Raw genomic sequence first — 19,366 nt, 5'->3', positions numbered from 1 at the left:
CCGGGATGCCTGCGGGTGGCGCCGGTCACAACGCCCACGCGCGCGTGGCACCTGCCAGGTACGGTGATCCATCGTGACGTCACCTTCGATACCCGTGCGCCAAGTGCCCGACTCCTCGGGCCTCTTGGCATCCCTGCTCGCAGCCGTGCCCGTCACCGTCGTCGAGACCAGGGACGACCCGGCCGACGCCGTCCTCTTCCCGGAGGAGGCGGCCGTCGTGGCGAACGCCGTGGCCAAGCGGCGCGACGAGTTCACGACCGTGCGGCACTGCGCCCGCACCGCGCTGGCCCGCATCGGTGTGCCGCCGGCGCCGATCCTGCCCGGCCAGCGGGGCGCGCCGCGCTGGCCCAAGGGCGTCGTCGGCAGCATGACGCACTGCGCCGGGTACCGCGCCGCGGTCGTGGCGCGGGCCGACGACGTCGTCTCGCTCGGCATCGACGCGGAGCCGGGCGAGCCGCTGCGCGACCCGGACGTCCTGACCCTGGTCGCCGATGAGACGGAGCGCGCCGGGCTCACCGCGCTCGGCGCCGCACACCCCGGCACGCCCTGGGACCGGCTGCTGTTCAGCGCCAAGGAGTCCGTCTACAAGACGTGGTTCCCGCTCACCGGGCGCTGGCTCGGCTTCGAGGAGGCCCGGGTCGAGCTGGATCCGGACGGCACGTTCACCGCACGCCTCCTTGTCGAAGGACCCGTGGTGGAGGGCGTCGAGCTGAAGGTGTTCTCCGGGCAGTGGGCCGTACGCGACGGGATCGCCGCGACCGCCATCGTGCTGCCGTTCACATCGGGATCGTAGGGTCCGTCCGGTTCGCGGGTCCGTCCGCTACGTGAGGTCCGCCCCGCCCGTGGAGTCCGTCCGGTAGGTCGGGCTGCCGCCCAGCCAGGTGCCGAGCACGCGCGCGTGGCGGATCTCCATCGGGTCGGCGGCGCGCGGGTCGGCGGAGAGCAGGACCAGGTCGGCGGGGGCGCCGACGGTGAGGGTCAGGCGGTCGTCCGCGCCCGCCTGGTGGGCGACGCCCGCGGTCGCCGCCGTCAGCGCCTGTTCCACGGTGAGCCGCTGGTGCGGGAGCCAGCCCTCCGTCGGCTCTCCCGTGAACGTACGCCTGGTGACGGCGACCTGGATGCCCTCCAGGGGGACGTGTGAGCTGACGGGCCAGTCGCTGCCGAAGGAGAGGCGCACTCCGTCGCCCGCGAGTCGGCCCATGGGGTACTGGAGTGCGGCCCGCTCCGCGCCGATCCGCGGGATGGACAGCTCGGTCTGCAGCGGGTCGGGCTGCGCCCACAGGGGCTCGAAGTTGGCGATGACGCCGAGGGCCGCGAAGCGGGGCAGGTCGGCGGGGTCCACGACCTGGACATGGGTGATCACCGGGCGCCGGTCCCAGGCCGGGTTGGCCGCGATCGCCGACTCGATGGCGTCGAGTGCCGTGCGCACGCCCGCGTCGCCGATGGCGTGGATGTGCGTCTGAAAGCCGTCGGCGTCGAAGGCGCGCACGGCGTCGGCGAGCGCGTGCGGCTCCCAGACGGGCATGCCGCAGCTGTGCGGCGCGTCCACGTAGGGGGCGAGCATCGCGGCCGTGCCGCCCTCGATGACGCCGTCACTGAAGTACTTCACGGTCCGCGCGGTCAGCAGGTCGCCGCCGTCGGCCGTCACCCGCGCGCGGGTCGCCGCGAACGCCGCCCGCTGTGCGCGCCAGCGGTCGGGATCCGCGCGCTGGGCCAGGTCCACGCGGACGTTCAGCGCGCCCTGCCGGGCGGCGGCCAGGTAGGCGTCGGCCATGTCCGGTTCGACCCATGCGTCCTGGACCCAGGTGAGGCCCGCGCGCGCGTACGCGTGACCGGCCCGCCGCACCGCTTCGACGAGTTCGTCCTCCGCGCGCGACGGCACCTGGTCGAGCACGAGGTCGCAGGCGTGCCACTCGCGCAGCGTCCCCATGGGGGTGCCGTCCGCGCGGCGCACGATCCAGCCGAGGCGCGGCTCCGGGGTCGTCTCCGTCACACCTGCCCTGCGCAGCGCCTCGGTGTTGCACCACACGGTGTGGTAGTCGTGGGCGCGCAGCACGACGGGCCGGTCGGGCACCGCCTCGTCGAGCCAGCGGGCGTCGAACTCCCCGTCGGGCGCGAGCGCGGGATCGTACGACGCACCCACGATCCACTCCGTCTCCGGATGCTCCTTCGCCCAACGCCCCACTTCGGAGACGACTGCTTCGACGGAGCCGAGTTCCTTGATCTGCGGTCCGAAGCTCTCCAGGCCGCCGAAGAGCGGGTGGGCGTGGCCGTCCCCGAAGGCGGCCATCAGCAGTCCGCCGCCCACCTCGACGACCTCGTCGGCGTCCGTGGCGAGGGCACGGGCCTCGTCGCCGAGCGCGATGATCCGGCCGTCGCGCACGGCGAGCGCCGTGGTGTCCTGGTCAGGGGCGCTTCCGGTGCGGATCGTGCCGAGGAAGACGAGGGTCGTGGCCGTCATGCTGCGCTTCTCTCCTGGTTCGGGTGTGGTGTGGGTTGCCCTGGCTGCTTGTCGTTGTCGTATGCGTCCGCCGCACTGCGCCCGGTGTCCTCCGTCGCGGCGTCGTATGGGTCAGTCGCGCTCCGTGTCCACCGTCGTCAGCCGCTCGTACGCCGCCGGATCGCGCCGTCGGATCCGCAGTGCCACCGCCACCCCGGCGACGAAGAGGAGCGGCAGCGGGGCGATCAGGGCCGCGTTGACGCCGGTGGAGGCGCCGGTGAGCAGGTCGAGGTTGGCGCAGACCAGAACGATCATGACCGCGAGCCCCGCGCAGGCGAGCAGCGGGGCGGCGACGACCCGCAGGGCGGGCAGGGACCGCCGGTCCCTGCGGAAGAAGCCGTACACCGCGAGGGCGGCGAGTGCCTGCATGAGCATCACGCCGAGGATGCCGGTGCCGCTGGTCCACAGGAAGGTGACGGTGTACGGATCGGCACTGGCGATCATGGTGATGACGATCACGGCGAGTGCGACGGCCGACTGTGCGAGCACCGCGACGGCCGGCGCCCGGGTCCTGGCGGACACGGTGCCGAGGCGGGCGGGCAGCAGGCCTTCCCTGCCGAGTGCGTAGAAGTAGCGGGCCGCGCCGTTGTGGAAGGCGAGGGTGGCGGCGAAGGCGCTCGTGATGATCAGGACGTGCATGGAGTCGGCGGCCCAGGCTCCCGCGAAGCGTTCGGTGGCCGAGAAGACCATGTCGGCGCCGCCGTCCCCGTTCGCGACGGCCTGCGCGCGGTCCGCACCGTACGCGTTGATGATCATCCACACGGTGAAGGTGTAGAAGAGCGCGAGGAATGCCACGGCGACGTAGGTGGCGCGGGGCACGGTCCTGGCCGGTTGCCGTGCCTCCTCGGCGTAGATCGCGGTCGCCTCGAAGCCCACGAACGCGCCGATGGCGAGGACGAACATGCCGCCCACCCCCGACTCGCCGAGGTGGGCCGGGGAGAACGTGCCGGGGTCGAGGCCCTGGGGGCCGCCGCCGTGCGCGAGGACGCCCGCCTCGAACACGAGCAGGACGAGGACTTCGAGCACGAGCGCGACGCCGAGCACCTTGGCACTGAGCGTCACCTTGAGATAGCCGAGCACACCGATGGCGACGAGTCCTGCCAACGCCCAGGCCCACCAGGGCACATGGACCCCGGTGAGGTCCTCGAAGCCCGATTCGGTGAACCAGCCGAAGGCGGCGAGCAGTCCGACCTCGATCGCGTTGTACGAGAAGAGCGCGACGTACGCGGACCCGGCGCCGGTCGGCAGGCCGAGGCCGCGCCCGATGTAGGCGTAGAAGGCACCGGCGTTGCGCACGAAGCGGCTCATCGCCGTGAATCCCGCGGCGAAGACGATGAGCAGCAGCCCCGAGATGAGATAGCCGAGCGGTGCGGCACGGCCCGCCATGCCGATGGCGAGCGGGGCGACGCCCGCCATGACGGTCAGCGGAGCTGCGGCCGCCACCACGAAGAAGACCAGGTCGCCCGTCCCGACGGCGCCGTCGCTGAGACCTGGCGCGCGAGACGCCGGCTCAGGCACGGAGTCGATCGCCGGGGTGGGCGCGGAAGGGGGTGCGGAGGAGTCTGGTGCGGTCACGCGCGTGCTCCCGGTTTCGGGGCCCCGGAAGGGCCGGGGCGACGAGAACGACGAGGGAAGCCCGGAAACTAAACCCTTTAGGCCGGGCTGGCAGGACCGTACTCTGAACGCGACGCGGCTGGGAAGACCCCATTCCGCGACGGGAGTTGCGGGGCGAGATGACCGGCAGAGGCAGACGGCGCACGCCGGTGCTCAGTGCGGATTCGATCGCGCGCGAGGCGCTGGCGATGATCGACGCCGAGGGTGCCGACGCCTTCAGCCTGCCGCGGCTCGCGGGGCGGCTCGGTGTGCTGACCGCCTCGCTCTACCACCACCTGGACGGCCGCGCCGCCGTCATCGAGGGCGTGCGGCGCCTCGTCGTCGGGGAAATGGATGTCTCCCCCTTCGACGCGCTGCCGTGCCCCGACGCCCTTGCGGCGTGGGCGCGTTCGTACCGCGACGCGTTCGCCCGGCATCCGCACGCCATCGAGCTGCTGGCCACGACGACGATCAGTTCGCCCGCGACGCTCACCATGTACGAGTCGGTCGTGGCGGCCCTCGCGCGCGGCGGCTGGCCGCAGGAGCGGCTCGGCGCCGTGCTGACGTGCGTGGAGTCCTTCCTGCTCGGCGCCGCGCTCGACCTCGTCGCTCCCCCGCTGATGATCGACGCGTCGGGCCACGCGCCGCATGTCCCCGTGCTCGCCGCGGCGTTGGGCGCCGCGCACGCCGAGGACCAGGCGGCACGCGCGGAGCGGGCCTTCGACACGGGTCTCGACGCGCTGGTGCGCGGCCTGGTGGACCAGTTGGCCGAACTGCGCGGCGCACCAGGGTAGTCGAGGCCGACCAAGCCGAGCGGGCCCCGGCCCGCACTCGCCCCTTACGCCGTCGCATCCCCCTCAGCGAGCGTCTGCCAGAACATCTCCTCGTAGCGCTGCACGAGCCGCCCGTACCGCAGGTGCGCCGCGGTGATCCGCCCCCGGTCGAGCCCTGCCTGCACGGCGGCGAGCGCTTGGCGGTCCAGGTCGGGCGCGGGCTCCGCGAAGAAGTCGAAGAATCCGCAGGCCTCGTCGGTGAAGCCGTGCTGGACGCGCAGCGCCCGGGCGATGATCGCGCAATAGCCGCCCCAGGAGGCGAAGTTGGCGGTGAGCGCGAGCACGACGTCGGCCGGTTCGCCGTTCAGCGCGAGCCAGGACACATACGCCGGGTAGGCCTGGCAGCCCGCCTGCGGTTCGTACGCCTCCGCGTCCGCCTTGCTCACCGAACAGGCGTCGAGCAGCGGGGCGAGCCGTTCCTGGGCGAGCGATTCGCCGTCGGCCAGGGCGTCGAAGAACGCGGCGGACTCCGCGCCCCCGGCCTCGGTGGCGCGCCCGGCGAGGTGCAGGAAGGAGCGCCGGTCGGCCGGGATGACGTGCCGCTGCTCCAGCGCGAGCACCGCGATCGCGCGTGGCCCCGCCCTGCCCTGCGCGATGAGCGGGACGAGCGGGTTCGCGTCCGGGTCGGGCGCGAGGCGTTCGGTGGTGGTCCGCAGGAGCTCGAGTGCCGTCGGTGTCATCGCGCGCCTTCCGTCGGGCGGGAACTTCTCGGTCCAACTGCTAGTTTCTACTCTGCTGTAGATATTGGCGAGCCCCGGACCCCCGCACGGCGGACCCGGGCGCGCCGAACACCCCTGATACATCGATTTTTTTATGGAGTTCTCCATGGCCCTGTGGGACCGCGTCAAGGAATCCGCATCGACGATGCAGACCCAGCTGATGGCGAAGAAGAACGACCTCAAGAGCGGTGCCTTCCGCGACGCCAGCATGGCCATGTGCGCCCTGGTGGCGGCCGCCGACGGATCCGTCGACGCCTCCGAGCGCCAGCGGGTGGCCCAGCTCATCGGCACGAACGAGGTGCTGCAGAACTTCGCCGCGGACGATCTGCAGCGCCGTTTCAACGCCTACGTCGACAAGCTGACCGCCGACTTCGCGTTCGGCAAGGTGAGCGTCCTTCAGGAGGTCGCCAAGGCGAAGAAGAAGCCCGCGGAGGCCCGTGCCGTCATCCAGATCGGCATCGTCATCGGCGGCGCCGACGGCGACTTCGACAAGGACGAGCAGGCCGTCGTGCGCGAGGCGTGCTTCGCGCTCGACCTGCCGCCGCACGAGTTCGACCTCTAGCAGCCCCCGCGGCCGCGCCGCTCGACTCAGAGCGGCGTGGCCGCACGCAGGATGAGGACCATCGTCACCGCGGAGTTCGCCGAGGCCATCGCGGAGACGATGGTGCCGAACGCCGCGCACCAGATGGCGAGGCCCACTCCGGTGAACACCGAAGGGCGGGTGCGGGCGGCGGGCGCCGGTGCCAGGAGCGCGGCGACGCGGCGCGGCACCGGTCCCGCGGCGGCGAGGCCCGCCAGCGTCGGCGCGGGCGTGGCCCGCGCGACGAGCGCCGCCTTGCCGATCGCCCGCGCGACGACCCGCCGGTCCCGCACCGCGCGGGCCGCCGCCTCGTCGGCCCACCGCTCGGCGGTGTAGGCGACGGAGGTGCGCAGCGGGCGCAGGAACGGATTGGCGCGGGCCGCCAACTGCGTGATGAGCAGGTGCTGGTGGTGCCGCGCGGTCAGATGCGCCCGCTCGTGCGCGAACAGCGCCCGCCGCTCCGGGGCCGCGAGCCGGTCGAGCATTCCGGTGGTGACCACGACGCGGCCGCCCTCGCGCGAGGGCAGGGCATAGGCGTACGACGCCTCGTCGTCGAGCACCGCGACCGACGAGCCGGGCAGTCCCTCGATCGCGCGGTGCACCCGGCGTCGTACCCGGCCGTGCCGCCACAGCGTCCTGGCGCAGGCGGCGCACACGAGCAGCAGCGCGGGGATCGCGAGCCGGCCCGCGACCTCGTCATAGGGCACGGCGGCCCGCACCTCGGGGTCGGACCAGCCGTCCGGCAGGGGGTTGCCCGGGAGTTGGGCGGTGCCGACGACCATGAGGAGCGCCAGGCAGAGCGTGCTGCACACGGCCATCACCCCGGCGACGGCGGTGAGCAGGCGGGTCGCGGCGCGCGGGTGCAGATGCTGTTCGGCGAGGCGCGCGATCGGCCATGCCGTCAGCGGCAGGACGAGGGGCAGGAAGACGAAGACGCCCATCAGAAGAAGGCTCCCATCAGGCGTCAGCCGTCGGCCTCTGCGTCCGCCCGTCCGAGCAGCTCGCGCAGGAGCTGCTCGTCGCCGGGCGACAGGGTCGTCACAAAGCTGGCGAGGACGGCTTCGCGGTCGCTCTCGCCGTCGAGCACCTTGCGCATCCGGAACGCCGCGAGCCCGGCCTCGTCCGAGGCGGAGGTCCAGGCGAACGAGCGGCCCGCGCGCTCGCGGGTCACCACGTCCTTGGCGAGCAGGCGCGTCAGGATCGTCATCACGGTCGTGTAGGCGAGGTCGCCGCCGATCCGTTCCTGCACCCAGGCGGCGCTGACCGGGCCGTGCGCGGACTGCAGCGCGGCGAGCACCTGCGCCTCGAGCTCGCCCTGCGCGCGCCGTCGCAGCCGCGGCTGCGGCTCTTCGCGTTCATGGTGCGTCATGCCCTGCGCCCCTCCGCCCTCTCGTGTCCCGCGGCGGCTCCGCGGGGGATTCCGCGTCACTCGGCGAGCGCCACATCGTAACGGGACACCACCGTGCCGCCCTCTTCTACATTCCTGTAGATTTTACTGCCCGGTCCGTACCAGGGCCGGGACAGATCTCAACCCCGGAACGCAGGAGGACATCGTGGGAGTTTCCCTGGCCAAGGGCGGCAACGTCTCGCTCAGCAAGGAGGCCCCCGGCCTGACCGCCGTCCTGGTCGGCCTGGGCTGGGACGTGCGCACCACCACGGGCACGGACTACGACCTCGACGCCAGCGCGCTGCTGTGCGACGACTCCGGCAAGGTCGTCGACGACCAGCACTTCGTCTTCTACAACAACCTCACGAGCCCCGACGGCTCGGTCGAGCACACCGGCGACAACCTCACCGGTGAGGGCGAGGGCGACGACGAGGCCGTCAAGGTCAACCTCGCGCAGGTGCCCGCCGCCATCTCGAAGATCGTCTTCCCGGTGTCGATCCACGACGCCGAGAACCGCGGCCAGAGCTTCGGCCAGGTCCGCAACGCCTTCATCCGCGTGGTGAACCAGGCGGACAACAACGAGATCGCGCGCTACGACCTGTCCGAGGACGCGTCGACCGAAACCGCCATGGTCTTCGGCGAGCTCTACCGGCACGGTGCCGAGTGGAAATTCCGTGCGGTCGGCCAGGGTTATGCCAGTGGGCTGCGCGGCATCGCGTCGGACTTCGGCGTCAACGTCTGACAGGACGGCGACACCCGAGGCGAGCGGACGGCGGCCCGCACGGCACCCCGCCGTGCACGCGCGCGAACCTTGAGGAGGCAGGTCATGTACGGCGACCAGGAAACGGTGCGCAAGATCCTGACGGAACTCGGTGACACCTGGGCGGTCGTCGGCCTGTCCAACAACCGTGACCGGGCGGCGTACGGAGTCGCCGCCGTGCTGCAGCGCTTCGGCAAGCGCGTCGTGCCGGTCCACCCCAAGGCCGAGACGGTCCACGGCGAGCAGGGCTATCCGTCCCTGTCCGCCGTGCCGTTCAAGGTCGACGTGGTCGATGTGTTCGTCAACAGCGACCTCGCGGGCGACGTCGCCGACCAGGCCGTCGCGGCCGGGGCGGACGCGGTGTGGTTCCAGCTCGGCGTGATCGACGAGGCGGCGTACGACCGTACGCGCGCGGCGGGCCTCGCCATGGTGATGGACCGCTGCCCGGCGATCGAGATCCCGCAGCTGCCGTGAGCCGTGGGCCCGGCCCCGGCCTCCGGGAGTCCCGGGCCTACTCCGGGAGTCCCGGGCCTACGCTGACGGCATGACCTTCACCGCCGAGGACCGCGTCGCCGTCACCGAACTCATCGCCCTGCACGGCCACTTGTTCGACGACGGTCAACTGGACCGCCTGGACGAGCTGTTCACGGCCGACGTCGTCTACGACGTCACCGACTTCGGCCAGCCGCCCCTGGAAGGCATCGATGCCATCCGGGAGGCGGCGCTCGCGGTGGGCGAGGCGAATCCCGTGGGCCATCACGTCACGAACATCATCCTGACCGAGACCGGCGACGACCGCGTGCTCGCCCGCTCCAAGGGCATCGGCGTGAACGCGGACGGCAGTTGCGGCAGCGCGACGTACGAGGACACGATCGTGCGCGGCGAGCGGGGCTGGCGCATCAGCCGCCGTACGCTACGGGCCCGGCGGGTGCCGCTCGGCGGCGCCTCGAAGTAGCCATCAGCCGGGAAGCGACCATCCGACGCGAAGTGGCCGACCAGACGCGAAGCGACCGTCAGAACTGCTGGTCGGGCCAGTCCAGCAGGCGCGCACCGATCACCGCGGTCTGCAGCGTGTAGCGGTGCACCGGGTCGGCCGGGTCGGCGCCGGTGAGCTGGTGGATGCGTTCCAGCCGGTACGTCAGGGCCCGCACGCTCAACGACAGCCTGCGGGCGGCCTCCGCCGCGACGCAGCCCGCGTCGAAGAACGCCGTCAGCGTCTCCAGGAGCGGCCGCGCACCGCCGCGGGCCTGGCGCAGCGGGCCCAGCGTGTTGAGCACCAGGTCGGCCATGGCCTGCCGGTCGCGGGCGAGCACCGGGTAGACGAGCAGGTCGGCGGCGCGCAGCACCGGATCGTCGAGCTCCAGGCGCTCCGCCAGATCGAGGGCGTTGAGCGCTTCTTCGTACGACTGGACGACACCGCCGGGACCGGGCTGCGGACGGCCGATGGCGACGCGGCCGCCGTCGGTGGCCGCGTAGGCGTGCTTGGCGAAGAAGGCGAGGACCTCGTCCTGGTCGCCGGGCGCGATGCACACCAGGCGGCCGTCCTTCGTGGTGAGGAGGATGCTCCGGTCGCCGAACCGGCCGATCAGGGCGCGCTCGACCTCGCGGGGAACGGCATGCCCGTCCTCGTAGCCGCTCGTGCCCTGGGCGACGGCGACCGCGTGTTCGTAGGAGAGGCGGAGCCCGAAGCGTTCCGCGCGCTCGGCGAGCAGTCCCAGGTCGCTGCGTCCGTACAAGAGGTCGTCGATGAACTCACGCCGGGCGGCCTCCTCTTGCCGTACGGCGAGCCGCTGGGCCCTCTCGTAGCCCTCGGCGAACGCGTCAACGGCCTGCTCGGCGGCGGCCAGCGCGCTGTCGGCCGATGCCGCTTGCGCGCCGGGCCAGTGTGCGCGGGTCGCCGCCAGGTACGCGCCCACCAGGGCCCGCAGTCCATGTCCCGCGTCGGCCGCCCGCTCCCCCAGCGCACGCCGCGAATCCAGTTCGTCGCGGGTCAGCCTGCGCCCGGTCGCCGAGGCGTCGGCGAGGATGCGGGCATAGCCGTCGAGATACTCCGCAGGTATGTCCTGCCGCGGCACGTTCGCCCCCGATTGTCTTGACGAGTTCTTGATGCCTTTCTAACGCATGGTGGGTCGGCGGGCGTCGGCCGGGTCCCGGGGCCCGCGGGAACCGTGATGGCCGGTTGCCGTCTGTGCATGGGTGGGCGAACGCCCCTACGCTCTGCGGCCTTCGCGCCCTGGAGGGTCTCGTGAGCGGTCTCCGTGCGGTCATCGTCTGTCTCGTGCTCGCGTGCGCCGCTGTGGTGTCGCCGGGTATGGCCGTGACACCGGCCGCGGCCGCGGGACCGCCGGGCTGGTCGGCGCTGCCGGTCCCCGCGGCGACCCCGCCGGTGACCGTGAAGGATCTCGCCGCCCGCGGGCCGGACGAGGCGTGGGCCACCGGGTACGAGCAGGCCGCCGACGGACCGCGGCCGATGCTGTACCGGTGGGACGGCACGGCATGGAGCCGGGACACGGCCTTCCCCGGCGCCGGTGGACCGGGCTGGCTCGGCAGGGTGCAGTTCGTCGGCGAAGAGGTGTGGATCTTCCAGAACCGCGCGGGCGAGGGGGACATCCTGCGCCGGTCGGCGAGCGGGTGGAGCACCGTCCCGCTGCCCCAAACCCTGTGGACCTACCAGGACTTCACCGCGGTCCCTGGTGCCGCGTGGGTGGTCGGTGAGGACGACACCGGCCTGAAGGTGCTGCACTACGACGGTGCACGCTGGACCACGCAGTCCACCCCGGACGGCGTGCGGTACCTGATGGGGATCACCGCGCGGACCGCCTCCGACGTCTGGGCCTGGGCGGACACCGACACCGGGACCGGCGTCCTGCGCTGGGACGGCACGGAGTGGCGGGACGCGAAGGTGCCGCTGCCGCCGAACAGCAACGTGCACACGATCCTCCCCGAACCCTCCGGCCGGGTCACGATCGGCGGCAGCCAGTACACCGACGGCGTGGCCCGCACCTACCTGATGACCTGGAACGGGCACGCCTGGCACACCAGCCGCCCGCCCCTGGGCGACACCTACACCGAGGGCATGGTGCGCGGCCCGGACGGCGCGCTGTGGCTGCCGGTGCGCAGCGACCGCGCGTTCCAGTCGAAGTACGCACGGGTGGGCGGCTCCCGCACCACCTTCTCCTACGGCCCGGAGCGCACGAACGCGCTCCGCGTCAAACCGGATGTGCTGGAGACCGTCGGATCGTCGCTCATGTCCTTCGGGACCGTCGAGATCTACGGGGCGAAACCGAACCTGATGAGCGAACGGCTGGGAGGCTGACCATGGCACGCCGAGTTCCCCTGCCACGAAGACTTCCCCTGGCACGAAGACTTCCCGTGGCACGAAGACTTCTCGTCGCGGCCCTCGCTGCGGTCATGACCGTCATGGCCGTCGTGAGCGTCATGGCTACGACCGCGACCTCGGCATCGGCATCGGCATCGGCATCAGCGGACACCCCGTCCTGGAAACACGTTCCGGTCCCGGCGCAGGTGCGTCCGCAGGCCGGGCTGAACGAGGCCGTGGCGTTCGGGCCCGCCCTGGCCTGGGCGGTGGGCACCGACGCCGTCGGGCGCGAAGCACCGGGCTACCCGCTGATGCTGCGCTGGGACGGCACCGCGTGGCAGCGCCAGAGTCTGCAGGGGATCGGCTGGCAGGGCGAGCTGCTGTCCGTCGTCGCGACCTCGCCGACCGCGGTCTGGGCGGTCGGCCGCGACGCGGCGGGCGGCGCACGCCTGCTCCGCTTCGACGGCAAGACCTGGTCCGAGACCCGGCCGCCGCGCGGTGTGGTCCTGACCAAAGTCGTCGCCGGCGGCGGTGAGACCTGGCTGATCGGTTCACGGGACGGCGCGCAGGTACTGCTGCGCAGGGACGGGCGCGGCTGGCGGGACGTGCCCGTGCCGCAGGGATCCGTGTACGGCCTGCACATCCTGGCGGCCGACGACGTCTGGGCAGCGGGCGCCACCGCCTCGGGTGCGGCCGTGTCCCACTGGAACGGGCAGGCGTGGGAGCAGACCGTCGTGGACGGCTTCCCGCGGTCGGCCCTGGGCAGCGTGCTCGCGGTCTCGCCGACGGAGGTGTGGGCGGGCGGCACGGCCGGGTTCGTCGGCGGCCCGCCGGGTCGGCCGATTCCGCCCCTGATGGTCCACTGGGACGGGCAGAAGTGGAACCGGGTGACCGTGCCCGCCGACTTCGGCTCGATCGGTTCCCTGGTCCCCGACGCGTCCGGCGCGCTGGGCTGGGTCTCGGTGGAACGCTCCTTGAAGTGGGCCCCACCGGGCAGCAACCCGCCGCTGGTCCCCGGGCCGGACTTCCTTGCCTGGAACGGACAGTCCTTCACCGAGCACAGCGAACCGGCGGTGGCCGGGGAGGGCGAATCCTGGACGCTGCGGCTCGCGCCGGTGCCGGGCACGAAGACGGTGTGGTCGGTCGGCCGCGCCGACGGCCCCGAGGGCACGTTCGCCCCGCGCGTCCTGCGGTTCGACTGAGGCGGGGTGCTGCGGTCGTCGCGGGCGTGCGCGGCCGTCACGGGCGTGCGCGTTCTCGCGGGCGTGCGCGTTCTCGCGGGCGTGCGCGTTCTCGCGGGCGTCGGCGTGATCGCGGGTGCGGACGTTCTCGATTCCTGTTCGACATACTCGATTCCTGTTCGACATACCTGAGAGCTACGGGCAGCTTGGCTCCGTGGTGGGACGCGGACTACACGGCCGGGAGCGCACGCTCATCCCTGACAGGCAGACCGGCCCACGCCCGCTCGGGAGCACCGCCATGGCGACAGACACGTATGCGACGACGCGACGGACGGGCGGTGCCGTGCGCCAGCTGCTGCGGACGGGCGCCGCCGTGCTCGCCTCGCTCCTCGCGCTGCTCACCGCGGCCGTCGTGCTCGGCGCGTACGTCCCGGCGATACCCAAGCTCGGAGTGATCGGTCCGGTCCTCGGCGGGCAGTATCCGTTCCACATCGCGCTGCTCGCGCTCGCCGGTCTGGTCCTCGCGGTGCTGGCCTGGCGCGCCGGTCTGGTGCGCTGGGGGCGTACGGCGACGGTGGTCACGGCGCTTGCCGCGGTGGGCTCGCTCGTCATCGGCGGCATACAGTTCTCCGCCGCGCGCAAGGCGGGGACGGACGTTTCCTGGGGCGATGTCTTCGGCGAACTCGCTTATCCGGCGGTGGAACCGGACCGTACGGTGACGTACGCCGATCCCGAGGGCGAGCCGCTGCGGGTGGACGCCTACCTCCCGAAGAAGGCACCGGGACGACGGACACCCGCTGTCGTCCTCGCCCACGCCGGCGGCTTCCACACCTTCGACAAGAGCGATCTGCGCGGGACCGGCCGCTGGCTGGCCGAGCACGGCGTCGCCGCGTTCGCCGTCGACTATCGCCTCGCCACCCGCGACCGGCCCACCTGGAACAAGGCGCCGCAGGACCTGGTGTGCGCGCTCGGCTGGGTCCAGGAGCATGCGGACCGGTTCGGCGTCGACGCCTCCCGCATATCCCTCGGCGGCATGTCGGCGGGCGGCACGCTGGCGATGAACGCCGCGTACCGGCTCCAGAGCGGCGCGATCACCTCCTCCTGCGGTCGTACGCCCGAACCCCCGGCCTCAGTCGTCGGGTTCTATCCGGGCACCGACGTCGCCCAGATGTGGCGGGACGACGTGGCGGGCTCCCGGGAGGCGGCCGAGCTGTTCACCGGCGGCACGCCCGAGCGGTACCCGGAGCGCTACCGCGAGGTCTCCCCCACCGCCGCCGTCAGGACCGGGCTGCCCCGCACCCTGCTCGTGGTCGGCGACCGCGACCGCAGCGCCCGCCCCGAGACGGTCACCGCGCTGGGCGACGCGCTCAGGAAGCGCGGTGTCGACACGGAGGTGAAGGAGCTGCCCTTCGCCGAGCACGCCTTCGACGACGCGTACGGCAGCCTGACGTCCCAGACCAGCCGGAAGATTCTGCTCGACTTCCTTACGGAGGACGGGCGCTGACCCCTCGGCGGGCGAGCGGGGCCCGGTGCGCGAAGGCCCGGTGCCGACCGGCGTCGGTGCCGGGCCCCGCCCGACCGGGTGAGAGCGGAGCCCGGAGCGCGTGCCGGGCCGCCGTGAGCGGATACGGATCTCCCGGCGGCGGCCGACGCCGCTGTCCCGACGCCGAGGAGCCGTCCGTGTCCCTGCTCTCGCGCAGCCCTTCCGTCGCCCTGGTCGCGGCGGCGGCCCTCGCTCTCGGAGTGGTCGCGGCACCGCCCGCTCCGGCACGGAGCGCGGCACCGGCCTCATGTCTGGGCGGCGGAAAGGACTCCCGTGGCCGTTCGTCGGTCGACGGCGGCGAGATCGCGTGGGAGGACGAGACGAAGTACGACGACGCGCGCGGGCACGCCCACCGGGTGTGGTCGGCGCGTGGACTCGACCGGGTGAAGTTCCCTGCGGACGACGCCTCGCGGATCGCGGATCTGGAATGGTCGGACGTCGACCGGACCGACGGGGACTGGCACAAGACCCTGGGGTACTGGGACGGACGGGAAGGTACGGACGTGCTCCTGATGAACGACGCCCTGCTCGGCAGGGGCAAGTACTACGGAGACACCGGGTTCCGCCGGGCCATCGCGGCCCACGAGCTCGGTCACGCCCTCGGGTTCTGCCACAAACACCCTTCCTGGTACGCGACGTTGATGGCACCGAGAGTCGAGGACATGGACAGAGGCAGGCCCAGCGCGCGGGACCGCAGGAACTATCACCGGCTGTGGGACTGAGGCGGCGCCATGCACGACGTCCGTGGAATCGGCAGGCGCGTCGCCCGCCCGCTCGCTGTCGGCGCGGCGGCCGCGGCGGTCCTGACCGGCACCGCCTGGAGCCTGTACTCCCTCGCCCGCCCTGCCGCGCCCGCCGCCGGTGAGGCCACCACTTCGTACGACCCGTCCGATCCGAGGCAGTTGGTGGGTTCGGCCCGTGATGTGTTCCACGGCACCGTGCTGCGGCACACGGGGCACGAGGAGATCGCCGAGCTGCCGTCCGAGGTGTACGAGGTGCGTGTGGGCCGGGTCTTCAAGGGGGTTCTGCACGGCACGGTCACCGTCACGCAGACGGACAGCGAGGCGCAGCCCGATCCCGGGTCGTCGTATGTGTTCGCCACCTATCCCTGGGCGCACGAGGCGGCCGGGGCGCACGCGATCCTCTCCGACGCGCGGGCCGCGCCGGACCTCGGGGCGCGGGCGGAGGTCCCGAAGGACATGCCGCTCTCCCGGGCGCGGGCCGTGGAGGCGCGGCAGCAGACCGTGGCGGAGTACTGGACGTGGGCCGTGGCCCATCAGATCGGCACGTCGTGACCGAACCACCTGTCCGCGCCCGGGAGTTCAGGGGTTCGGCCGGGTGTTCCAGGGGGCCTGATGGAAGCTGCCGCCGTACATGGGGAGTGTGACGCGGTCGCCGTAGCGGGCGAGTTGGGCCCAGGGGCGGTTGAGGCCCGCGGAGCCGTAGGCGCGGACGCGGGTGACGGTGTCGAGGTCGAGGACGTCCACGAGGACTTCCTCGCCGCCGCCCGCCTGCTGGCGCACGATGCCCTCGGGGTCGACGATCAGGCTGGCGCCGACGCCCGCAGGGTCGGCGGCGTTGACGCTGACGACGTACACCTGGTTGGTCCAGGCGTTGGCCCGAGCGCAGACGAGTTCCATCTCGCGGTCGCGGGTGGTGGTGAGGGTGGGCTGGATGATCACCTCGGCGCCCAGCCAGGCGAGTTGCCGTGCCGTCTCGGGGAAGGAGCCGTCGTAGCAGATGGCGAGGCCCGCGCGGCCGATTCCCGGCAGGTCGAAGACGATGAACTCGTTGCCGGGCGCGGTCCGTTCGTAGGGCTGCCAGGGGAACACCTTGCGGTAGCGGGCGGCGATCTCGCCGTCCGGGGAGATCGCGAGGGCGGTGTTGTAGGTGTGTCCGTCGTCTGCCTTCTCGTAGACGCTGCCGGGCACCAGCCACAGGCCTGTCTCCCTGGCGAGCGCGCCGAGCCTCTCGGTGAGCGGGCCGGGGACGGCGAAGGACGACTCGGCCATCCAGTCGCCGTGGTCCGTGAGGAGCGGGGCCTCGGCGCTGAGCATCAGCTCGGGCACGACGACGAGTTGGACGTGCGGGAACGTCGCGCGCACCGCGCGCACCTGGCCCGCGAAGCGTCCGAAGCTGGCGGTCAGGTCGTGGGTGACGGGGGTGGTCTGGACGGCGGCGATGGCGAGGGTGCGCATGGCGGTTCAGTTCTCCGTGACGGTGAGGCAGGTGACGGCCGTGCGGCCGTGCCGGAAGAAGCCGATGTGACGGGTGCGGAGCACGGTCATGGCGGCGGCGCCCAGCAGGATCGAGCCGACGCCGAGCAGGAAGACTCCGCCGACGCCGCCGAGGGAGGTACTGCCGTACGCGGGCGCGAACATGTCGTAGGCGCTGCGGGCGAAGGCCGCGAGCATCATCAGGCCGCCGAGGCACGGCATGACGCCCTTGACGAGCACGTCCGTGACGGAGCCGCGCAGTTGATGACGGAAGTGCCAGGCGCAGGCCAGACCGGTGATGCCGTAGTAGAGGGCGATGAGGAGGCCGATGCACAGGATCGCGTCGCCGAGGAAGTCGGCGGATACGACGGTGAGCAGGACGAGGACGGCGGCCGCCGCCGTGCCGAAGAACGCCGTGCCGAAGGCGGGGGTGCGGTGCCGTGGGTGCATGCGGGCGAAGACACGGGGCAGCGCGCCGTGGGCCGACATCGACAGGGCGGTGCGCGGGGCCGCGGCGGCGCAGGTGAGGAGGGCGCCGACCGCCGAGACGCCGATCGCCAGCTGGACGGCCCTGGCGAGGGCGTCGCCGAGCACGGCGGGGCCGAGGCCGGTGAGGACGTCGGCCGCGACCGCCGTGTTGCCAAGGCCCAGGCCCGAACTGCCGGTGCCCGCGAAGGAGATCGTGGCGAACGCCGTGAAGAGGTACGTGACGAGCAGCAGGACGGTGGAGATCAGCGCCGCCCTGCCCGGGGTGCGCCCGCTGTCGGCGGTCTCTTCATTGAAGGTGATCAGCGCGTCCCAGCCCCAGTAGATGTACAGGCACAGCAGGACGGCCTCGGCGAAGGAGCCGAAGTCGGCGAAGCCGAGGGGATTGAACCACTCCAGGGACGGCGTCGCGGCCCCGTTCCTGACCAGGGCCGCGCAGCCGAACGCAAGGAGCGCGAGAAGCTGGAGGCCGAGCATCGCGTACTGCACCCGGGCCGCGAGCCGCACCCCTCGGTAGGCGACCAGGGCGGTGAGGGCGAGCAACAGGACGGCGGTGGCCGTGACGACGAGGCTGCCGTCCGCCGCCGCGTCCAGACCGGCGAAGCCGAGGAGCGCGCCCGCCCCGACCCGCGCGAGCGCCGTCATGGCGAGCACGGTGGCGACGAGGGGCGTCCAGCCGCCCGCCAGCCAGCCCGCGACAGGGCCGAACACCCGGGTGTTCCACACGAAGGTGGTGCCGCAGTCCGGCATCTCCCGGTTCAGCGCCCGAAAGGCGAACGCGGTGAGGAGGATCGGCACGAAGCCGAGCAGCAGGGCCGCCGGTGCCAGGTCCCCGACGGTCAGCGTCACCAGGCCGAGCGTGACGGCGATGCTGTAGGCGGGCGCGACGGAGGCGAGCCCGAGGGCGACGGTGGCGAGCAGTCCGACGGAATCGCTCCTGAGCCCCTTGTCCGGGGGGACTCCGGCGGCATCGGTGGGCATGAGGGCCTCCACAGGAAGGTTCGGCACCGGATTCGCTAAATGGAGATTTAAGAAACTGGCGCTGTCAGCGTCAAGACCCAGGGATGTATCTTTTGCCTGCACTTCAGAGAATTAGCTGAAGGGTGCGGCGGCGAACGGCGAGGGGGCACGGTGGCGCGGCGCAAGGATCAGGAGGCCCGGCGGGCCCAGTTGAGCGAGGCCGCGGAGCGGGCGCTCCTCAGCCGCGGACTCGAAGGGCTGCGACTGCGGGACGTGGCCCAGGAGGCGGGCGTCACCCCGGCGGCGGTCCTCTACTACTACGAAGACCTCGACGCCCTGATGTACGAGACGTTCCAGCAGGGCATCGAGCGGTTCTGCCAGGCCCGCGAACAGGCGGCGGCACGGCACGACGACGCGCGGGAGCAGCTGCGCGACTGCATCCACCACGGCGTGGCGACAGGGCCGCAGGACCGGCTGCCCCGGCTGCTGTTCGAGTACTGGCCGCGCACGCTGCGCGACCCCAAGGCGGCCTCGCTCGACAGCGTGTTCGTGGAGCGTCAGATCTCCGTCTACCAGAGCATCCTCATCCTCGGCGCGTCCCAGGGCCACTTCGTCCTGGCCGAGCCCGCACGCCTGGTGGCCGCCAACTTCGTTGCGCTGGAGGACGGTTACCAGATGCATGTCCTCGCGGGGCGCAGGTCCCCGCACGAGGTGATCACCGCGCTGTACTCGTATGCGCGCGCCGCCACGGGTCACCTGCCGCAGGAGTAACGGCCGGAACCCGTGGGGCAGCGCCCAGGAACAATCGGCGCCCGTGCCGCGTTGGACGGTCATGCCTCTGACTGGAGAGTACGAGCCCGGGACTTGGGTCTGGGCGAACAAGCAGGCCGAGCTGTTCGAGAGCTCCGGCGGGACCGAGGGCGCGACCTTCGAGGGCAAGCCCGTGATTCTGCTGACCTCGGTCGGCGCCAAGAGCGGCAAGCTCCGCAAGAATCCCCTGATGCGCGTGGAGCACGACGGGGAGTATGCACTGGTCGCTTCCAAGGGCGGCGCCCCCGCGCACCCGTCCTGGTACCACAACCTCATCGCCCACCCGCATGTGGAACTGCAGGACGGCCCGGTGCGCAAGGACTACCGCGCACGCATCGCCACCGACGCCGAGCGGCAGGTCTGGTGGGAGCGGGCGGTGGCCGTCTGGCCCGCCTACACCGACTACGTGAAGAAGACGACGCGGGAGATCCCGATGTTCATCCTGACGCCGTTCGAGCCCTGACCGGTCCGGGCTGACG

21 protein-coding genes are annotated in these 19,366 nt (G+C 72.3%); 13 read left to right on the top strand and 8 right to left on the bottom strand.

All coding sequences use genetic code 11. The annotated features are described in order from the left end of the window. Positions 1-124 precede the first annotated feature (124 nt). Positions 125-793 (top strand): 4'-phosphopantetheinyl transferase, encoded by a 669-nt coding sequence (locus ACFWZ2_RS06730; RefSeq protein ID WP_384543356.1) that lies wholly within the window; start codon positions 125-127, stop codon positions 791-793. A gap of 27 nt (positions 794-820) precedes the next feature. Here ACFWZ2_RS06730 and ACFWZ2_RS06725 read toward each other — a convergent pair whose 3' ends face one another. After that, the gene (locus ACFWZ2_RS06725) at positions 821-2,461 is read right to left on the bottom strand and encodes an amidohydrolase (RefSeq protein ID WP_384542846.1); all 1,641 of its coding nucleotides are present in this window, start codon (positions 2,459-2,461) and stop codon (positions 821-823) included. 111 nt (positions 2,462-2,572) lie between these two features. Beyond that, positions 2,573-4,075, bottom strand: a complete 1,503-nt coding sequence (locus tag ACFWZ2_RS06720) for an APC family permease (protein ID WP_384542843.1) — start codon at positions 4,073-4,075, stop codon at positions 2,573-2,575. Positions 4,076-4,233: 158 nt separating this feature from the next. On the opposite strand from ACFWZ2_RS06720, the gene ACFWZ2_RS06715 reads away from it, so the two are divergent. Then, complete coding sequence (locus tag ACFWZ2_RS06715; protein ID WP_384542840.1) at positions 4,234-4,887, top strand: TetR/AcrR family transcriptional regulator; 654 nt, start codon at positions 4,234-4,236, stop codon at positions 4,885-4,887. A gap of 44 nt (positions 4,888-4,931) precedes the next feature. On the opposite strand, the gene ACFWZ2_RS06710 is transcribed toward ACFWZ2_RS06715, so the two are convergent. Further along, complete coding sequence (locus tag ACFWZ2_RS06710) at positions 4,932-5,606, bottom strand: transcriptional regulator (RefSeq protein ID WP_384542837.1); 675 nt, start codon at positions 5,604-5,606, stop codon at positions 4,932-4,934. Between the two features lie 145 nt (positions 5,607-5,751). On the opposite strand from ACFWZ2_RS06710, the gene ACFWZ2_RS06705 reads away from it, so the two are divergent. Beyond that, the gene (locus ACFWZ2_RS06705) at positions 5,752-6,207 is read left to right on the top strand and encodes a tellurite resistance TerB family protein (protein ID WP_384542835.1); all 456 of its coding nucleotides are present in this window, start codon (positions 5,752-5,754) and stop codon (positions 6,205-6,207) included. A 26-nt stretch (positions 6,208-6,233) separates the two neighbouring features. Here ACFWZ2_RS06705 and ACFWZ2_RS06700 read toward each other — a convergent pair whose 3' ends face one another. Together ACFWZ2_RS06700 and ACFWZ2_RS06695 are read right to left on the bottom strand one after the other, a co-directional pair. Then, complete coding sequence (locus ACFWZ2_RS06700) at positions 6,234-7,166, bottom strand: M56 family metallopeptidase (protein WP_384542832.1); 933 nt, start codon at positions 7,164-7,166, stop codon at positions 6,234-6,236. 23 nt (positions 7,167-7,189) lie between these two features. Next, a complete protein-coding gene (locus ACFWZ2_RS06695; RefSeq protein WP_384542829.1) occupies positions 7,190-7,594 on the bottom strand; it encodes a BlaI/MecI/CopY family transcriptional regulator in 405 nt (134 codons plus the stop codon). 184 nt (positions 7,595-7,778) lie between these two features. Between ACFWZ2_RS06695 and ACFWZ2_RS06690 the strand changes: the two genes are divergently transcribed. The 3 genes from ACFWZ2_RS06690 (at position 7,779) to ACFWZ2_RS06680 (ending at position 9,327) form a co-directional block, all read left to right on the top strand. Continuing rightward, complete coding sequence (locus ACFWZ2_RS06690; RefSeq protein ID WP_384542826.1) at positions 7,779-8,354, top strand: TerD family protein; 576 nt, start codon at positions 7,779-7,781, stop codon at positions 8,352-8,354. An 84-nt stretch (positions 8,355-8,438) separates the two neighbouring features. Further along, positions 8,439-8,846, top strand: coding sequence for a CoA-binding protein (locus tag ACFWZ2_RS06685; protein WP_384542823.1), 408 nt, complete (start codon positions 8,439-8,441; stop codon positions 8,844-8,846). A 70-nt stretch (positions 8,847-8,916) separates the two neighbouring features. Next, complete coding sequence (locus ACFWZ2_RS06680) at positions 8,917-9,327, top strand: nuclear transport factor 2 family protein (protein WP_384542821.1); 411 nt, start codon at positions 8,917-8,919, stop codon at positions 9,325-9,327. 58 nt (positions 9,328-9,385) lie between these two features. Here the strand turns inward: ACFWZ2_RS06680 and ACFWZ2_RS06675 are convergent, their stop codons facing one another. Next, the gene (locus ACFWZ2_RS06675; protein ID WP_384542818.1) at positions 9,386-10,447 is read right to left on the bottom strand and encodes a PucR family transcriptional regulator; all 1,062 of its coding nucleotides are present in this window, start codon (positions 10,445-10,447) and stop codon (positions 9,386-9,388) included. Positions 10,448-10,617: 170 nt separating this feature from the next. On the opposite strand from ACFWZ2_RS06675, the gene ACFWZ2_RS06670 reads away from it, so the two are divergent. From ACFWZ2_RS06670 to ACFWZ2_RS06650, 5 genes are all read left to right on the top strand, one after another. Next, positions 10,618-11,688: a hypothetical protein gene (locus ACFWZ2_RS06670; protein WP_384542816.1), complete on the top strand. Its 1,071-nt coding sequence runs from the start codon at positions 10,618-10,620 to the stop codon at positions 11,686-11,688. Between the two features lie 56 nt (positions 11,689-11,744). Then, on the top strand, positions 11,745-12,893 hold the full coding sequence (locus ACFWZ2_RS06665; protein ID WP_384542814.1) for a hypothetical protein: 1,149 nt from the start codon (positions 11,745-11,747) through the stop codon (positions 12,891-12,893). 277 nt (positions 12,894-13,170) lie between these two features. Further along, entirely contained in the window at positions 13,171-14,376 is a 1,206-nt protein-coding gene (locus ACFWZ2_RS06660; protein ID WP_384542811.1) for an alpha/beta hydrolase, read from the top strand. A 176-nt stretch (positions 14,377-14,552) separates the two neighbouring features. Further along, positions 14,553-15,137: a hypothetical protein gene (locus ACFWZ2_RS06655; RefSeq protein WP_384542809.1), complete on the top strand. Its 585-nt coding sequence runs from the start codon at positions 14,553-14,555 to the stop codon at positions 15,135-15,137. 9 nt (positions 15,138-15,146) lie between these two features. Beyond that, positions 15,147-15,710: a hypothetical protein gene (locus ACFWZ2_RS06650; RefSeq protein ID WP_384542806.1), complete on the top strand. Its 564-nt coding sequence runs from the start codon at positions 15,147-15,149 to the stop codon at positions 15,708-15,710. Between the two features lie 27 nt (positions 15,711-15,737). Here the strand turns inward: ACFWZ2_RS06650 and ACFWZ2_RS06645 are convergent, their stop codons facing one another. After that, the gene (locus tag ACFWZ2_RS06645; RefSeq protein WP_384542804.1) at positions 15,738-16,613 is read right to left on the bottom strand and encodes a carbon-nitrogen hydrolase family protein; all 876 of its coding nucleotides are present in this window, start codon (positions 16,611-16,613) and stop codon (positions 15,738-15,740) included. Positions 16,614-16,619: 6 nt separating this feature from the next. Continuing rightward, positions 16,620-18,098 carry an APC family permease gene (locus tag ACFWZ2_RS06640; protein WP_384542802.1) on the bottom strand — a complete coding sequence of 493 codons (1,479 nt, stop codon included), beginning with the start codon at positions 18,096-18,098 and terminating at the stop codon, positions 16,620-16,622. Between the two features lie 150 nt (positions 18,099-18,248). Between ACFWZ2_RS06640 and ACFWZ2_RS06635 the strand changes: the two genes are divergently transcribed. Both ACFWZ2_RS06635 and ACFWZ2_RS06630 read left to right on the top strand, forming a co-directional pair. Beyond that, entirely contained in the window at positions 18,249-18,848 is a 600-nt protein-coding gene (locus ACFWZ2_RS06635; RefSeq protein ID WP_384542800.1) for a TetR/AcrR family transcriptional regulator, read from the top strand. Between the two features lie 61 nt (positions 18,849-18,909). Beyond that, positions 18,910-19,350 carry a nitroreductase family deazaflavin-dependent oxidoreductase gene (locus tag ACFWZ2_RS06630; protein ID WP_384542798.1) on the top strand — a complete coding sequence of 147 codons (441 nt, stop codon included), beginning with the start codon at positions 18,910-18,912 and terminating at the stop codon, positions 19,348-19,350. Positions 19,351-19,366 lie beyond the last annotated feature (16 nt).

Source organism: Streptomyces sp. NPDC059002, from assembly GCF_042740435.1.
Lineage (GTDB): Bacteria > Actinomycetota > Actinomycetes > Streptomycetales > Streptomycetaceae > Streptomyces.
The sequence above is the reverse complement of the archived record's forward strand: the minus strand, read 5'-3'. Positions and strand labels throughout refer to the sequence as shown.

Coding starts and splice junctions, on each gene's coding strand:
- ACFWZ2_RS06630 (WP_384542798.1), top strand. CDS start 18,910: ATGCCTCTGACTGGAGAGTACGAGCCCGGGACTTGGGTCTGGGCGAAC.
- ACFWZ2_RS06705 (WP_384542835.1), top strand. CDS start 5,752: ATGGCCCTGTGGGACCGCGTCAAGGAATCCGCATCGACGATGCAGACC.
- ACFWZ2_RS06650 (WP_384542806.1), top strand. CDS start 15,147: ATGCACGACGTCCGTGGAATCGGCAGGCGCGTCGCCCGCCCGCTCGCT.
- ACFWZ2_RS06645 (WP_384542804.1), bottom strand. CDS start 16,613: ATGCGCACCCTCGCCATCGCCGCCGTCCAGACCACCCCCGTCACCCAC.
- ACFWZ2_RS06715 (WP_384542840.1), top strand. CDS start 4,234: ATGACCGGCAGAGGCAGACGGCGCACGCCGGTGCTCAGTGCGGATTCG.
- ACFWZ2_RS06685 (WP_384542823.1), top strand. CDS start 8,439: ATGTACGGCGACCAGGAAACGGTGCGCAAGATCCTGACGGAACTCGGT.
- ACFWZ2_RS06695 (WP_384542829.1), bottom strand. CDS start 7,594: ATGACGCACCATGAACGCGAAGAGCCGCAGCCGCGGCTGCGACGGCGC.
- ACFWZ2_RS06710 (WP_384542837.1), bottom strand. CDS start 5,606: ATGACACCGACGGCACTCGAGCTCCTGCGGACCACCACCGAACGCCTC.
- ACFWZ2_RS06640 (WP_384542802.1), bottom strand. CDS start 18,098: ATGCCCACCGATGCCGCCGGAGTCCCCCCGGACAAGGGGCTCAGGAGC.
- ACFWZ2_RS06725 (WP_384542846.1), bottom strand. CDS start 2,461: ATGACGGCCACGACCCTCGTCTTCCTCGGCACGATCCGCACCGGAAGC.
- ACFWZ2_RS06660 (WP_384542811.1), top strand. CDS start 13,171: ATGGCGACAGACACGTATGCGACGACGCGACGGACGGGCGGTGCCGTG.
- ACFWZ2_RS06680 (WP_384542821.1), top strand. CDS start 8,917: ATGACCTTCACCGCCGAGGACCGCGTCGCCGTCACCGAACTCATCGCC.
- ACFWZ2_RS06700 (WP_384542832.1), bottom strand. CDS start 7,166: ATGGGCGTCTTCGTCTTCCTGCCCCTCGTCCTGCCGCTGACGGCATGG.